This is a genomic window from Bradyrhizobium lablabi, assembly GCF_018129385.1.
Taxonomy (GTDB): Bacteria; Pseudomonadota; Alphaproteobacteria; order Rhizobiales; family Xanthobacteraceae; genus Bradyrhizobium; species Bradyrhizobium lablabi_C.
In genome coordinates this window covers 141,513-155,565 of sequence record NZ_JAFCLN010000013.1, presented here as the reverse complement: position 1 = coordinate 155,565, position 14,053 = coordinate 141,513, and the positions used below count along the sequence as shown (strand labels likewise).

Genomic DNA, 14,053 nt, shown 5'->3' with positions numbered 1-14,053 from the left:
TCGGGTTCCCGGTTGCAACATAAGCGACCCTGCAGGGGCGGAATAACATGACGACGATTTCCACGACCTCGGTGGCACCGGAAGTTCATGCCGCGCCGAAAGCCAAGACGCGCAATTTTTCGATCGACCGCGCCCGCACCTTCCTGACGCTGATCGTTCTGCTGCATCACGCGGTCATCCCCTACACCTATTACGGTCATACCGATCCGAAGGAATTCTTCGGCTTCGACATGATCGTGCTCGCCACCGACAGCTTCTTCATGGCGATGTTCTTTTTCCTCTCGGGTCTGTTCGTCTGGCCGGGGATCGCCCGCAAGGGCGTGGTGAACTATCTGGCGGATCGGCTGCTTCGACTTGGCCTGCCGTTCGTGATCTGCGCCTTCACGATCATCCCGCTCGCCTATTACGCCATCTCGCTGCGGCACCATCCCGAGATCGGCTTTTCGCAGTTCTGGTGGACCACAGTCACAAAAGGCCCTTGGCCAAGCGGACCGATCTGGTTCCTCTGGGTCTTGCTAGCCTTCGACCTTGCTGCGTGCACACTCTACAAGCTATCGCCTCACGCGCTCGACCCCATCAACCGCCTCTCGCTGTACGGCCGCCGCCGGCCTGCCGTGTTCTTCGCGGTGATGCTGGCTGTCACCGCCGCGTTCTACGTGCCCGGGTTGATGCGCTACGGACCAGCCAGTTGGTTCGAGTTTGGGCCGTTTTCGGTCCAGCATGGCCGCGTGCTGCTCTACGCCACCTACTTCTTTTTCGGCGCTGGCGTCGGCCTTGCGCAGATGGATCGCGGGCTGCTGTCGCCGGACGGCCGAATGGCGAAGGTCAGTTGGGACTGGATGCTGCTGGCGATCGTTCCGTATTATCTTATGTGGGTGCTGATCGGCATCAAGCGCGAAAATCTGGGCAACCCGTCGCCGCTGCCCAACTGGTATGAGGCGCTCTACGCCGTCTGCTTTACGGTCTTCAGCGTGGCGATCCTGTTCCTGATCCTGGCCTATTTCCTGCGGTTCGCCGGCGGAGGCAAGAGCGTGCTGGATCCGATGCAAGGCGACGCCTACGGCATGTTCCTCGTGCACTATCCGATCACGTTGTGGCTGCAATATTGGCTGTTCGACTACAACATGCCGGCGACAGTAAAGGTGCCGATCGTATTCGTGCTGACTGTCGCGTTTAGCTGGGGAGTGACACGGGCGCTGCGGATGATTCCGGGAGCGAAGAACGTACTTTAGGACGCCTTCCCGCTCATATAGGCCGGCAGCCAGTACTCGAATGCCGTGTTGAGCGCTGCGATCGATACCGGGGCTTCACCCGCCACCGCAATTGCATCGCCGCCCGTGGTGCCGATCCGCGCGCAAGGCACGCCGGCGCCCTTCATCTTGGCGAGCACGAGGCCGGCTTCGGACGCGGGCACGGTCACGATGTAGCGCGCCTGGTCCTCGCCGAACCAGTACGCATGCGGCACGAGCGAGCTTGGCGCGGCAAGTAGCTGCGCGCCGATGCCGCTCGATATCGCCATCTCGGCGAGCGCGATCAGAAGACCGCCATCGGAGACATCATGCACCGCCGTCGCCGTACCCGCGCGGATCATGCCGCGCACCACATCGCCGTTGCGCTTTTCGGCTGCGAGATCGACCGGCGGCGGCGCGCCCTCTTCGCGGCCGCAGATATCACGCAGGTATACGGACTGGCCGAGCCAGCCTTGCGTGTCGCCGATCAAGAGAATCGCTTCACCCTCGGCCTTGAAGGCGAGCGTAGCGGATTTTGTAAAGTCATCGAGCACGCCGACGCCGCCGATCGACGGGGTCGGCAGGATGCCGCGGCCGTTGGTCTCGTTGTAGAGCGAGACGTTGCCGGACACGACCGGGAAATCGAGCGAACGGCAGGCTTCCGAAATGCCCTTCAGGCAACCGACGAACTGGCCCATGATCTCGGGCCGCTCCGGATTGCCAAAGTTGAGATTGTCGGTGATGGCGAGCGGTTTTCCGCCGACCGCCGTGATGTTGCGCCAGGCTTCGGCGACCGCCTGCTTGCCGCCCTCGAACGGATCGGCCTCGCAATAACGCGGCGTGACGTCGACGGTGAGCGCAAGCCCTTTTGGCCCGTCCTGCACGCGCACGACGGCGGCATCGCCGCCGGGGCGCTGCACGGTATTGCCGAGGATGACGTGGTCGTACTGCTCCCACACCCAACGCTTTGAGCAAAGCTCCGGCGTGCCGATCAGTTTTTCCAGCGCGGCCGAAATACTCATCGGCGGCTTCACGTCGCGCGCATGCACGACGGGCAGCGCGGGCGAGGCCACATGCGGCCGGTCATACACCGGCGCCTCATCGCCAAGCTCCTTGATCGGCAGATCGGCCATGACGTCGCCGCCGTGCTTCACCACAAAGCGCTTGCTCGGCGTGGTGTAGCCGACCACCGCAAAGTCGAGGCCCCACTTCTTGAAGATCGCCTCGGCTTCTTGCTCCTTCTCGGGCTTGAGCACCATGAGCATGCGCTCCTGGCTTTCCGAGAGCATCATCTCATAGGCGCTCATGCCGGTTTCGCGCGTCGGCACGGAATCCAGGATCAGATCGACGCCGAGATCGCCCTTGGCGCCCATTTCCACCGCGGAACACGTCAGGCCGGCCGCGCCCATGTCCTGGATCGCGATCACGCAGCCCTTTTCCATGATCTCGAGGCAGGCTTCGAGCAGCAGCTTTTCGGCGAAGGGATCGCCGACCTGCACGGTCGGGCGCTTCTCCTCGGAATCGTCGTCGAACTCGGCTGACGCCATCGAGGCGCCGTGAATGCCGTCGCGGCCGGTCTTCGAGCCCAGATACACGATCGGCATGTTCACGCCGGAGGCCGCCGCATAGAAAATCTTGTCGGCGTCGGCGAGGCCAACGGCCATCGCGTTGACGAGGATGTTGCCGTCATAGCGGGTGTGGAAACGCACCTGACCGCCGACCGTCGGCACTCCAAAGGAATTGCCGTAGCCGCCGACGCCGGCGACCACGCCCGACACCAGATGCCGCGTCTTGGGATGTTCTGGCGCGCCAAAGCTCAGCGCGTTGAGGCAGGCGATCGGGCGCGCGCCCATCGTGAACACGTCGCGCAAAATGCCGCCGACGCCGGTGGTCGCACCCTGATAGGGCTCGATGTAGCTCGGGTGATTGTGGCTCTCCATCTTGAAAACCACCGCCTGTCCGTCGCCGATGTCGATCACCCCGGCATTCTCGCCCGGGCCCTGGATCACCCATGGCGCCTTGGTAGGCAGGCCGCGCAGATGGATGCGCGAGGACTTGTACGAGCAGTGCTCGTTCCACATTGCGGAAAAGATGCCGAGCTCGGTGAAGCTCGGGACCCGCCCGATCAGCTTCAGGATGCGCTCATACTCGTCCGGCTTGAGCCCGTGGCTGGCGACGAGCTCAGGGGTGATTTTGGGTTCGTTGGTCTGCATGGGGCCCGTAATAGGAAGTCCGGAGGGGCTGGAAAAGGCCTTTTATGGCCCATTTCCCGCCTGTCCAGAGCTTTGCGGCTGCTGGCCGCAGGAACAGAGTTTGCGCATTGCCGAAGGATCGGATTTAAGGGCGCCAAACCGCAATTGAAGGCCCATTTTCAGTGAACGAGCTTCCCCAAGACGCATTCCATCGCCGCCCCGATATCCATATCGAAACCGAGGGCGAATTCGCGGGCTGGCGGACCTGGACCCGCGACAATTTTGAGACCCATAACGGCCCGTTCTGGCACCGGATGGACGAGAACGGCCGCGTGCAATGCGTCTTCCGGGTCGAGCAGAAGCACCTCAACGGCCAGCGCAACGTCCATGGCGGCGCCTTCATGAGCTTTGCCGATTATTGCCTGTTCGCGATCGCCTCTTCGCATTTGCAGGGACCGGGCGTGACCGTCGGCTTCTCCTGCGAATTCCTCGACGCGGCGCGCGAGGGCGAGCTGATCGAATGCGACGGCGAGGTGACGCGGGCCGGCGGTTCGCTGATTTTTCTGCGCGGCACGCTGCGCTCGGGCGAGCGAAAGCTGTTCACCTTCTCCGGCACCATCAAGCGGGTGAAGTGGAAAAAGCCGCCCGCGACCGGCGCGGCCGGCACGTAGCCTATGCGCCCGGCCTGCTTGTGCGCTCCCTCCGGATGAGGCCATAAACGAGCGGGAAGCGCCGGGAAGAACAAGTTGCCGAAGAGCACAGTACTCAGCGAGATCGAGGCGGCGCCTGCGCCGCAGCCTGCCCCTTCCCCCAATCCGCCCCGTCAGCAATCCTGGCGCGACTGCGCGCTGCTGCTGGCGCTCGCGGTGTGCTGGAGCTCGACCTATCCGCTGACGAAGATCGGGCTCGGCTCGATACCGCCTGTTACCTTCATCTCGGCGCGCTCGCTGATCGCAGCGGCGTTCCTCATTGCGGTATTGTACTTCCGCGGGCTGCGCCTGCCGTCCGACTTCAGGGCCTGGAAGCTGTTCGCCCAGCAACAGACCATCAATTCGACGATTCCGTTCCTGATGATAACCTGGGCGCAGCAATATGTGGCGGCGGCGCCGACGGTGGTGCTGGCCTCCACCACGCCGATCTTCGCCTTCCTCATCACATGGGCCATCACGCGGCACGAGCCGGCAACGCTGCTCAAGCTCGCCGGCGCCATCCTTGGCCTTGCCGGCACCGCCGTGATCATCGGCCTCGATGCGCTCGGCGGCCTTTCCACTGACATCATCGCGGAAGCGGCGATCCTGCTCGCCACCATCTCCTTCGCTTGCGCCACCATCTTCGGCCTGCGGCTGTCGGATTACGATCCTATGGTGGTCGCCGCCGGCTCACTGCTGTTCGGCGGCTGCATCCTGCTGCCGCCCGCGATGATCTTCGAGCAGCCGTGGACCTTGCGGCCGACGCCGCAGGCGCTGGCCGCGGTCGCCACGATGGGCATCTTCTCCAGCGCGCTCGGCCTGATGCTGTTCTACATGTGCCTCCAGCGGCTCGGCACGCTGACAACGAATGCGCAGGGCTACTTGCGCATTCCGATCGGCGTCGGACTATCGGTGCTGCTGCTCGGCGAGGCCGTGCCGCCGAACCTCGCGCTCGGGCTGCTGCTGGTGATGGCAGGCGTTGCGGCGATGACGGTGCCGGGCGACGCGTTCAAGCGCGCGATGCAGCGCTTGCGCGGCGCCTGGTCAGGCCGATAACTGCTTCTCGGCAATCGCGAGCCATTCGGCCTGCATGCTCTGCGCATGCTTGGGAGCGCGCCGCATCTGGAGCAACAGTTCGTTGAAGATCACCCTCGCCTCGGCGGTGCGGCCGACCAGCTTCAACAGCAGGCCGTAGCGCACCCGCGCTTCGGCGCCGGAGAAATAGGTGATGACCGAAGAATATTCCTCGAGCGCCTCGTCGACGCGGCCGGCTTCGGCCAACGCTCTCGCATAAAGCAGGTGCCCCTCGCCCGACTCGAAGTCCGGCCATTTCGCCTTCAGGGCATCCAGCGTCGTTACCGCGTCGCTCGGACGCTTGGCGCCGAACTGCCCTTCGCCTTGCCCAGCGCGTAGATTGGATCGTCGCCCATCGGAAGCGACAGGATGTGGTCGTAGTGACGCTCCGCTTCGTCGAAGCGCCCGAGCTCGAGGCATTCGGCGGCAAGCACGGCGCGGTTTGCAATGGTGTCGGCATCGAGCAGCCGATCGGACAATTCCGCGATAGCGCTTTTCCGGATCGAGCTTTGCAGCGACCCGGCGGCGCGCCTGCTGTGCGCCCGGGCTGCCGAACCATTCCGGGATCAGTTCGACGACGATGTAGGCAAGCGCGCCGATCAGCGGCACCATCAGGATGATGAACGCCCAGGGCTGTAGGCGGCCGGTCTTCGCAGCGTGATAAACCAGCGTGATATCGAGCAATATAATGACCAAAGCAACGGGCATGGGAAATCCGAGCGGGTATGATTGACCGGCGCGCCTTGATAAACGGCCGCGGGCCATCAGACAATCCCCGGTTGCTCTGTCGAGAAAACTAGTGTGAAAGGATTATGAAAGCCGATAATAGTTCAGCTGTAGCTCCAGCTGTCGTGGCGCGTTCTTTTCTTGAGACCCAGCATGGAAAGTCGTCCGCCGGAAGCTCCCGGCGACCCGAGAGACGGTCGCGCACCCGCAATCTGGTGGCTTGCAGTTGCTTTTATCCCGCTATTCGGATCGCAGGTCATCCGACTGCATCAAGACTATGCAACGAGTTGGCTTGCTTGGGACTATGCAGGTCGAATAGTGACTCTGGCAGTCCTTGCGGCCATTCCCGCAGCGCGATCTGTCGCCTTTCGAAGGGAGCAATGTCGGATTTCGCTTCTCGAGATCGGAGCCTGGATCGCAGGAATCTTGCTCCTGTACCGCCTATGCCAGTGGCCGCAACGCCTCATCAATGCAGCATTTCCGGCGACTGTCGTCGGTGGATACCCGCACTTAGCAGGCTGGCTCTACGTCTCTGATCTGGTGTTTGGTATGGCGCTGGTGGCGGTCAGCGAAGAAATCGTCTTCAGGCGGCTGCTTTGGAGCGCCTCGAAACCTTATGCGGGTGATGGGACCTCTGCCGTTCTAATCACGTCTCTCATATTCGGCGTCTATCACTGGTGGGCCGGGGTCGGAAACGTGCTGCTCGCCGCGACAATCGGCATTCCATTAATGGTGATGTATCGGCGATCAGGCGCCCTTTGGCCGGTGATACTTGCGCACTATCTCGTTGACGCGATCGCTTTCGCTTAAGCCAGATCCTGCCGCGTTCGGCTGGTTCACGGCACAAAACTACTTCTTGCCGTCTTCCAGCAGCTTCCCGTATTTCGCGACATCGCGCGTGACGAGTTGCTGTAGCACCTCGGGCGCGTGCTCGTTGGTATCAGGCGCCACCGTCGACAGATCGGCAAAACGCTTTTTCACCGCATCGCTTTCCACCGCCGTCTTCGCCGCGGCATTCAGCCTGGCGATGATCTCGGGCGGCGTTCCCTTCGGCGCGAACAGGCCGTTCCAGCCCTGCGCCTCGAATTCCGGCAGGCCCGCTTCCGCCGAGGTCGGCAATTCCTGCAAATTGGCAAGGCGCACGGTCGAGCCGACGACAAGGCCTTTCACCAGCTTTTCGATGATCGGCTGCGCGACGGAAGCGGCCGCGTCGCAGACGCCGTCGATCTGGCCGCCGATCGCATCGGTGAGCGCGGGCGCCGCGCCGCGATAGCCGACCAGCGTGACGTCGATACCGGCGGCCTGCACAAAACTCTTGCAGATCAAGAAATTCGACGAGCCGACGCCGGCATGTCCGAGATTGATCTTGCCCGGATTGCCTTTGGCGTAGCTGAGAAATTCCTGCATGCTTTTCGCCGGAAAATCCTTGCGCAGCGCGATGATGCCGAAGGTTTTTGCGACCATGGCGATCGGCGTGAAGGAGTCCGGCGTGAAGGTCAGGTTGGGGTAGATGGTGTAGGTCGCCGCGCTGGTGCCGGCATTGCCGATCGCGATGGTGTAGCCGTCGGGCGCGGCGCGCGCGGCCCGCGCCAGCGCGATCGAGCCGCCGGCGCCGGCGACATTCTCGATCACGATCGGCTGGCCGAGCGCCGCGCTCATCTGCTCGGCGACCACCCGCGCGATCACGTCCGAGGTGCCGCCGGCCGCGAACGGCACGATCATGGTGATGGGGCGCGAAGGAAAGCCTTGCGCAAGGGCCACCTCACAAAGGGACAACAGGGATACAAAAATCAGCGCTGCGAATCTCACGCTCTACCGCTCCATCTTTGCCTATTGCGCGAATGCATTGCCGCTCTGGATCGAGCAGCTCGGCGCGGAATTGCTGACGGAGGTAACTTCAACCATTTCGCCACTCGGCGCCCTGCGGCGGATCGTGCCGCCCGCCATGCGTCCGTCGACCACCGTCGCCGTGCAACTGGTAAAGCCCGGATCGAAGGTCACGGTGATTTGCCTCGCGCCCGCCGCCCAGGTCATGGTGCCGACCAGACGGTTGCCCTGGAACGTAAAGCTGCCGCCGCGGCCACTGCCGGGCTCGAAATCGCCGCCACGCGCACGGCGGCCCTTGCCCATAGACGTTACGATATGCCGCATGAACAGGCGCCCATTGCTGCTGACATAGATAATCCGGCTCACCTGCGAGCTGAAGCCGGCGCTCTTGCCGAGCGAGTCGGTACGCGTTCCGCTCGAGGTGAAGGAAATCGTGATGGTCTTGTTGTAGGCGGCCGCCGGCGCGTTCGCGAAAGCAGAAGACGAAGGAACCAAAAGGACAGGAATCGCGAGAACAGCCGAACTTCGCATGGAGGCGTCCTCCCCCGACCGAACAACTGGAGGAGCCTAGCCGCGCCGACGGCTATTTTTCAAGCGGGGGGCATATTCGGGGCCGTCCTAGCGGGCAAAAACATTGCCGTCCCGGATGCCGCAAGTCCGGCCCGAAATCTCCGACTTGAGCAACTCATACATGACTCCATTCAGCCCTCTGCGCCGTATCGGGGCGCCCCCGGAGCGCCCGAAGGTCACATCGACGCTGCAACCGGAATAGCCGGCATCGAACGAAATGACGAGTTGCGCCGCACCACTTGCGAATTCAGTCGAACCGACAAGCTTGCCGCCTGAAAATCGCAGTTCGCGAGCCCTGCCGCCGGCACTTTCGCCTGGACCGAACTCTTTTGTTCGCGACATGGGTCCGGAATTCGCTTCGAACCTCACAAACGTTCGCCCCGCCGAGCTGATGTAAATCTGCCGCCTGACCTGAACCGAGCGCGATATGACGTTGCCGGATTCCGCACGCAGGGTGTTGTTGGCCGTCCAGCCGATCGTAACCGTCCTGTTTTTCAGCGCGTCAGGGACGGCATCGGCGAGAACAGGCGTCGCCGACAGCAGGAGCAGCAGCGCCGGGAAAAGCGATCGCCGCCGCATGCTCAGGCGGCGCGTTCCAGATGCTGCACCAGCCCGGCAAACAGCCCGCGGCCGTCGGTGCAGCCCATGATGTCTTCGACGTGGTTTTCCGGATGCGGCATCATGCCGAGCACATTGCCGCGCTCGCTGACAATGCCGGCGATCGACGCCGCAGCACCGTTGATGTTGTGTGTATCGCCGACCTCGCCGTCCGCCGAGCAGTAGCGATAGAGCACCCGCCCCTCGCCTTCGAGCCGTCTTATCGTCTCTTCATCCGCCGCATAATTGCCCTCGCCATGGGCAACCGGCACGCGGATCACCTGGCCGGCATTGTAGCCGCGCGTGAACGGCGTGTCGGAGCGCTCCACGCGCAGATGCACGTCCTTGCAGATGAATTTCAGCCGCGCATTGCGCATCAAGACGCCCGGAAGCAGGCCGGCTTCGCACAGGATCTGAAAGCCGTTGCAGACGCCGAGCACGAGGCCGCCGTCGGCGGCGAACTTCCGCACCGCGTCCATGACCGGCGCTCGCGCCGCAATCGCGCCGCAGCGGAGATAATCGCCATAGGAAAAACCGCCGGGCACCACGACGAGATCGGTGCCTTTGGGCAGCGAGGTCTCGGCGTGCCAGACCATCGCGGCCTCCTGCCCCGACGCCAGTTTCAGCGCCCGTGCCATGTCGCGCTCGCGATTGATTCCGGGGAAAACGAGGACGGCGGATTTCATTTCAGAGCAGCTCGACCCGGTAATTCTCGATCACGGTATTCGCCAGTAGCTTGTCAGCGGCCTCTTTCAATGCCGCTTCCGCCTTGGCCTTGTCGGTCGCAGACAGTTCGATGTCGAACACCTTGCCCTGGCGGACGCTGGCGACGCCGTCGACGCCGAGCGATTTCAGCGCGCCTTCGATGGCCTTGCCCTGCGGATCGAGAATGCCGGTCTTCAACGTTACGGTAACGCGTGCCTTCACGTCTTAATCCTCTTTAACTTGAGCATGATCTTTTCCGAAAACCGGTTCCCACTTTGCGCTAACGCGGCCCTTCGGGTCGGGATCATGCTCTAGCTCTTCACCAGCACGGGCCCGGTGCCGGACGGCCGGTCGTTCTCGATCAGGATGCCCAGCCGCTTGGCGACTTCCGTATAGGCCTCCAGCAGGCCGCCGAGGTCGCGGCGGAAGCGGTCCTTGTCGAGCTTCTCGTTCGACTTGACGTCCCACAGCCGGCACGAATCGGGCGAGATCTCGTCGGCGACGATGATCCGCATCATTTCATTTTCAAACAGGCGGCCGCATTCCATCTTGAAGTCGACGAGGCGGATGCCGATGCCGAGGAAGAGGCCGGTGAGGAAATCGTTGACGCGGATGGCGAGCGCCATGATGTCGTCGATCTCCTGGGGCGTCGCCCAGCCGAACGCGGTGATGTGCTCTTCCGACACCATGGGGTCGTTGAGCTGGTCGTTCTTGTAATAGAACTCGATGATCGAGCGCGGCAACTGGGTGCCCTCCTCGATGCCGAGGCGCTGCGACAGCGAGCCGGCGGCGACGTTCCGCACCACCACTTCCAGCGGCACGATCTCCACCTCGCGAATCAGTTGTTCGCGCATGTTGAGACGGCGGATGAAGTGGGTCGGCACCCCGATGTCGTTGAGGTGCGCAAACAGGTACTCCGAAATCCGGTTGTTGAGGACGCCCTTGCCCTCGATCACCTGGTGTTTCTTGGCATTGAACGCGGTCGCGTCGTCCTTGAAGTGCTGGATCAGGGTTCCCGGCTCGGGGCCTTCATAAAGCACCTTTGCCTTGCCTTCATAAATGCGGCGTCGACGGCTCATTGGGATGTACCGTGTTTTGTTGAAATCCATGAATTGGTGTGCTCCGGATGACAAGGGAATGCGACCCACGACGGAGCTGCCGTGAAGGCCAGGAACTTGAACCGATCGACCCGAAACAGAACAAGAACCAAGCCTGTTGGCAACCTATCCGATTGGCCCGCCAAGCACAATCGATCCAGCCCGTTTGGGCCCAGTTATACCGGGCTGGATTCAAGGCCCGATTCCGCCTATTTAGCTGCGGCTTAAAGGCCCGTTGTTTGGACGGAATCGGCCCTTTATGTAGGCGCGCGACCGGGCTGCCGCAACGAGCGCCGCCTTTACCGATTTGGCAGGATTGGAACCCCAGGACATGACCACTTTCGACAAGCGCGAAGAAGGCTTTGAGAAGAAGTTCGCCCTCGACGAGGAACAGAAGTTCAAGGCCGAAGCCCGCCGCAACCGCCTGCTGGGGCTGTGGGCCGCCGAGCAGCTCGGCATCACCGGCGATGCCGCCACCGCCTACGCCAAGGAAGTGGTCGCGGCCGATTTCGAGGAAGCCGGCGACACCGATGTGCTGCGCAAGGTGGCCGGCGACTTCAAGGCCAAGGGCGTCGCGATCGGCGAGCCGCAAATTCGCGCCAAGATGGACGAGCTGATGGCGGCCGCGGTCGCGCAGGTGAAGGCGGGGTCGTAGGCGCTCCGCAACTGGCACGGACGCAGCCCCACCCTCACCCGTCATACCCGCGCATGCGGGTATCCAGTACGCCGCGGCCTCTCGGCTCAATCGTTGGCGTCTCTGGAATACTGGATCGCCCGGTCAAGCCGGGCGACGACGAGAACCGCCGAGGCGCGCACGAAACACATCCAGCAAACGCCGCGACGCTGCGCTTAAAAAACCGCCGCGTCGCGTGACCGCGACGACGTCCTGGCTCGCATCCAGATCACCCACCGCGATGGTTTTCAGCGCCGACGATTGCAATTCGTCGGCGGCGTTGCTCTGTGAGAGCAGCGCAATGCCGAGGCCGGCCTCGACCAGGCGCTTTTGCGCGGTGAGGCTGTCGACCGGGGTCCAGGCGATGTCACCCAGCCCGTGCGCCTGGAACAGCGCGAACACATGCGCCGCCATGATCTCGGGCCGTTCCGGCAGCAGCGGAAACGCGACCCAGCGTTCGCCGCGCAGATCGGCCAGCCTCTTCACGCGCCGGCCGGCGCGCGGGTGATCCGGGGCGCATACGACCTGAAGCCGCTCGGAGGTCAGCACTTCGCAATCGAGATCGGGAGACGGATCGCGGTGAAAGCGCAGCCCGATCGTCGCTTCGCCGCGCCGGATCAGTTCGCTGACCTCGGCGCTGGTGGCCGTGCGCAGCGATAGATCGACATTCGGATGCTCTTTCGTGAAACGCTTGATGATGCGCGCCAGCTTGTGGCTCGCGAGCGTGCCGACCACGGCGAGCGCCACCGGTCCCGAGTCCGGCCGCGCCAGTGCCCTCACCGCATTCTCCGCATCCTGCGCCGCCGCCACCGCGCGCTCGGCATAGGGCACCATCACCCGGCCGGCATCGCTCAGCACCATCTGGCCGGCGACCCGCTCGAACAGCGGCATGCCGAGCTCCTGCTCCAGCAGCGCAATGCGGCGCGAGATCGCCGGCTGCGTCCGATGCAGGGCTTTTGCGGCATTCGAGATGCCGCCGCGGTGATGCACCATCAGGAAGGTGTTGAGGGCGTCGCTGTCCATGCTCTCCTCATGCAAAAAACTGATGGAATGAAGAGAAATAACAAATTTGGTGGATATCGGAAAGCGCACTAGGTTCGGCGCGACAGCGACACTTGCGAACAGGAGCCGGCATGCGCAGCCAGATGGACAAGGCAAAAGCGTTTCGTGAACTGCATGAGCGTCCCGGCGCCTTCATCATTCCCAACCCCTGGGAGGCCGGCACCGCAAAGCTGCTCGCGGCGATGGGCTTTGAGGCGCTGGCGACGACCAGCCTCGGGGTTGCCAACATGCTGGGCCGCGCGACGGTGAGTCTGGACGAGATCATCGCGAACTGCCGGGTGATCACCGCGGCCACCGACCTGCCCGTCAACGCAGACCTGGAAAATTGCGGGGCGCATGACCCGAAGCAGGCCGCCAAGGCGATCCGGCTTGCCGCCGAGGCGGGTTGCGTCGGCGGATCGATCGAGGATTTCACCGGCGATCCCAAAAATCCGATCTACGATTTTGCGCTTGCAGTCGAGCGCGTGCATGCGGCGGTCGAAGCCGCACGCGCGCTGCCCTTCCCGTTCATGCTGACGGCGCGGGCAGAGAACCTGCTGCACGGCCGCAAGGATATCGACGACACGATCAAGCGGCTTCAGGCATTCGAGGCCGCCGGCGCTGACGTCTTGTATTCGCCGGGCCTCTACGATCTTGCGACCATCAAGACCGTCTGCGACTCGCTCAGGAAGCCGTTCAACCACGTGATGGGTTTTGCCGATCCGACGCTGACGATCGATCAGCTATCGGCCGCCGGCGTCAAGCGCATCAGCGTCGGCGGTGCGATGGCGCGCGTGGCGCTGGCGGCGTTTCTGAGGTGCGCAAATGAGATGAAGGACAAGGGCGCCTTCACCTATATCCGCGAGATGGCGCCGGTGAAGGAAGTCAGGGAGGCGTTTGCGAAGGTGCAGCCCTCATCCTGAGGAGCGGCGCCAGCGCCGCGTCTCGAAGGATGGCCGCAGCGGGGGCTTTCATGGTTCGAGACGGCGCTGACGCGCCTCCTCACCATGAGGTCAAAAGCAACCTCCATCATTGCGAGGAGCGAAGCGACGAAGCAATCCAGCTTCCTTGCTTGTGGCCAAGCTGGATTGCTTCGCTTCGCTCGCAATGACGGGTGGAGAGATCACTCCTCCTTGAAGCCATATTCCGGCACGTTGCCGCTGGCGCCGTAATATTTGTACGGCAGGAATTTCCCGGACATGGTGATCTTGACGCGGTCGCCCTTCGGGTTGGGCAGGCGCTCCATCACAAAATCGAAGTCGATCGCCGACATGATGCCGTCGCCAAACTCTTCCTCGATCAGCGCCTTCCAGGCGGGGCCATTCACCATCACCATTTCATAAAAGCGGTAGATCAGCGGATCGGTCGGCGGCATCGGCGTGCCGGTGCCGCGCATCGGAATCTCGTTGAGCATCGCGATTTCCGATTTCGACAGCCCGAACAATTCACCGGCATTGGCGGCCTGCGGCTTCGTCAGTTTCATCTGACCCATGATCGCGCCGACGATCAGCACCTCGGAATAACCGCCGATTTTTTCGCAGATGTACTTCCAGCTCCAGCCCTTCTCGCGCTTGATGTCGAGCAGCTTTTCCGTGAGATCGGATCTTTTCATTTGCAGTCTCCCTCTATTCGT

The 14,053-nt window shown here is 63.0% G+C and carries 15 protein-coding genes; 6 read left to right on the top strand and 9 right to left on the bottom strand.

Translation table 11 applies throughout. The annotated features are described in order from the left end of the window. The first annotated feature begins 47 nt into the window (after positions 1–47). Positions 48–1,232 (top strand): acyltransferase family protein, encoded by a 1,185-nt coding sequence (locus JQ628_RS23150; protein WP_212225607.1) that lies wholly within the window; start codon positions 48–50, stop codon positions 1,230–1,232. Here JQ628_RS23150 and purL read toward each other — a convergent pair. Beyond that, on the bottom strand, positions 1,229–3,442 hold the full coding sequence (gene purL / locus JQ628_RS23145) for a phosphoribosylformylglycinamidine synthase subunit PurL (protein WP_212225603.1): 2,214 nt from the start codon (positions 3,440–3,442) through the stop codon (positions 1,229–1,231). The two genes, JQ628_RS23150 and purL, sit on opposite strands and share 4 nt — an antisense overlap. Before the next feature lie 161 nt (positions 3,443–3,603). Between purL and JQ628_RS23140 the strand changes: the two genes are divergently transcribed. Both JQ628_RS23140 and JQ628_RS23135 read left to right on the top strand, forming a co-directional pair. Beyond that, positions 3,604–4,092 (top strand): PaaI family thioesterase, encoded by a 489-nt coding sequence (locus JQ628_RS23140; protein WP_212225602.1) that lies wholly within the window; start codon positions 3,604–3,606, stop codon positions 4,090–4,092. 102 nt (positions 4,093–4,194) lie between these two features. Beyond that, positions 4,195–5,166: a DMT family transporter gene (locus tag JQ628_RS23135; protein WP_349628106.1), complete on the top strand. Its 972-nt coding sequence runs from the start codon at positions 4,195–4,197 to the stop codon at positions 5,164–5,166. On the opposite strand, the gene JQ628_RS23130 is transcribed toward JQ628_RS23135, so the two are convergent. Further along, a complete protein-coding gene (locus JQ628_RS23130) occupies positions 5,155–5,796 on the bottom strand; it encodes a hypothetical protein (protein ID WP_249128260.1) in 642 nt (213 codons plus the stop codon). The two genes, JQ628_RS23135 and JQ628_RS23130, sit on opposite strands and share 12 nt — an antisense overlap. Positions 5,797–6,063: 267 nt before the next feature. Here JQ628_RS23130 and JQ628_RS23125 point away from each other — a divergent pair, with 267 nt between their 5' ends. Next, positions 6,064–6,720: a CPBP family intramembrane glutamic endopeptidase gene (locus JQ628_RS23125; protein ID WP_212225600.1), complete on the top strand. Its 657-nt coding sequence runs from the start codon at positions 6,064–6,066 to the stop codon at positions 6,718–6,720. A 39-nt stretch (positions 6,721–6,759) separates the two neighbouring features. Here JQ628_RS23125 and JQ628_RS23120 read toward each other — a convergent pair whose 3' ends face one another. The 5 genes from JQ628_RS23120 to purC form a co-directional block, all read right to left on the bottom strand. After that, positions 6,760–7,704, bottom strand: a complete 945-nt coding sequence (locus JQ628_RS23120) for a tripartite tricarboxylate transporter substrate-binding protein (protein WP_249128284.1) — start codon at positions 7,702–7,704, stop codon at positions 6,760–6,762. 36 nt (positions 7,705–7,740) lie between these two features. Next, positions 7,741–8,268 carry a hypothetical protein gene (locus JQ628_RS23115; protein WP_212225599.1) on the bottom strand — a complete coding sequence of 176 codons (528 nt, stop codon included), beginning with the start codon at positions 8,266–8,268 and terminating at the stop codon, positions 7,741–7,743. Positions 8,269–8,888: 620 nt separating this feature from the next. Then, a complete protein-coding gene (gene purQ, locus JQ628_RS23110; RefSeq protein ID WP_212225598.1) occupies positions 8,889–9,590 on the bottom strand; it encodes a phosphoribosylformylglycinamidine synthase subunit PurQ in 702 nt (233 codons plus the stop codon). A gap of 1 nt (position 9,591) precedes the next feature. Continuing rightward, positions 9,592–9,831, bottom strand: coding sequence for a phosphoribosylformylglycinamidine synthase subunit PurS (purS, locus tag JQ628_RS23105; protein WP_212225597.1), 240 nt, complete (start codon positions 9,829–9,831; stop codon positions 9,592–9,594). Positions 9,832–9,920: 89 nt separating this feature from the next. Continuing rightward, the gene (purC, locus tag JQ628_RS23100; protein ID WP_212225596.1) at positions 9,921–10,688 is read right to left on the bottom strand and encodes a phosphoribosylaminoimidazolesuccinocarboxamide synthase; all 768 of its coding nucleotides are present in this window, start codon (positions 10,686–10,688) and stop codon (positions 9,921–9,923) included. A gap of 349 nt (positions 10,689–11,037) precedes the next feature. On the opposite strand from purC, the gene JQ628_RS23095 reads away from it, so the two are divergent. After that, the gene (locus JQ628_RS23095; RefSeq protein WP_212225594.1) at positions 11,038–11,361 is read left to right on the top strand and encodes a DUF1476 domain-containing protein; all 324 of its coding nucleotides are present in this window, start codon (positions 11,038–11,040) and stop codon (positions 11,359–11,361) included. A 123-nt stretch (positions 11,362–11,484) separates the two neighbouring features. Here JQ628_RS23095 and JQ628_RS23090 read toward each other — a convergent pair whose 3' ends face one another. Further along, positions 11,485–12,402, bottom strand: a complete 918-nt coding sequence (locus JQ628_RS23090; RefSeq protein WP_212225592.1) for a LysR family transcriptional regulator — start codon at positions 12,400–12,402, stop codon at positions 11,485–11,487. 110 nt (positions 12,403–12,512) lie between these two features. Between JQ628_RS23090 and JQ628_RS23085 the strand changes: the two genes are divergently transcribed. Continuing rightward, the gene (locus JQ628_RS23085) at positions 12,513–13,343 is read left to right on the top strand and encodes an isocitrate lyase/PEP mutase family protein (protein ID WP_212225590.1); all 831 of its coding nucleotides are present in this window, start codon (positions 12,513–12,515) and stop codon (positions 13,341–13,343) included. A gap of 200 nt (positions 13,344–13,543) precedes the next feature. Here JQ628_RS23085 and cynS read toward each other — a convergent pair whose 3' ends face one another. Beyond that, positions 13,544–14,032, bottom strand: coding sequence for a cyanase (gene cynS, locus JQ628_RS23080; protein WP_212225588.1), 489 nt, complete (start codon positions 14,030–14,032; stop codon positions 13,544–13,546). Positions 14,033–14,053: the final 21 nt, after the last annotated feature.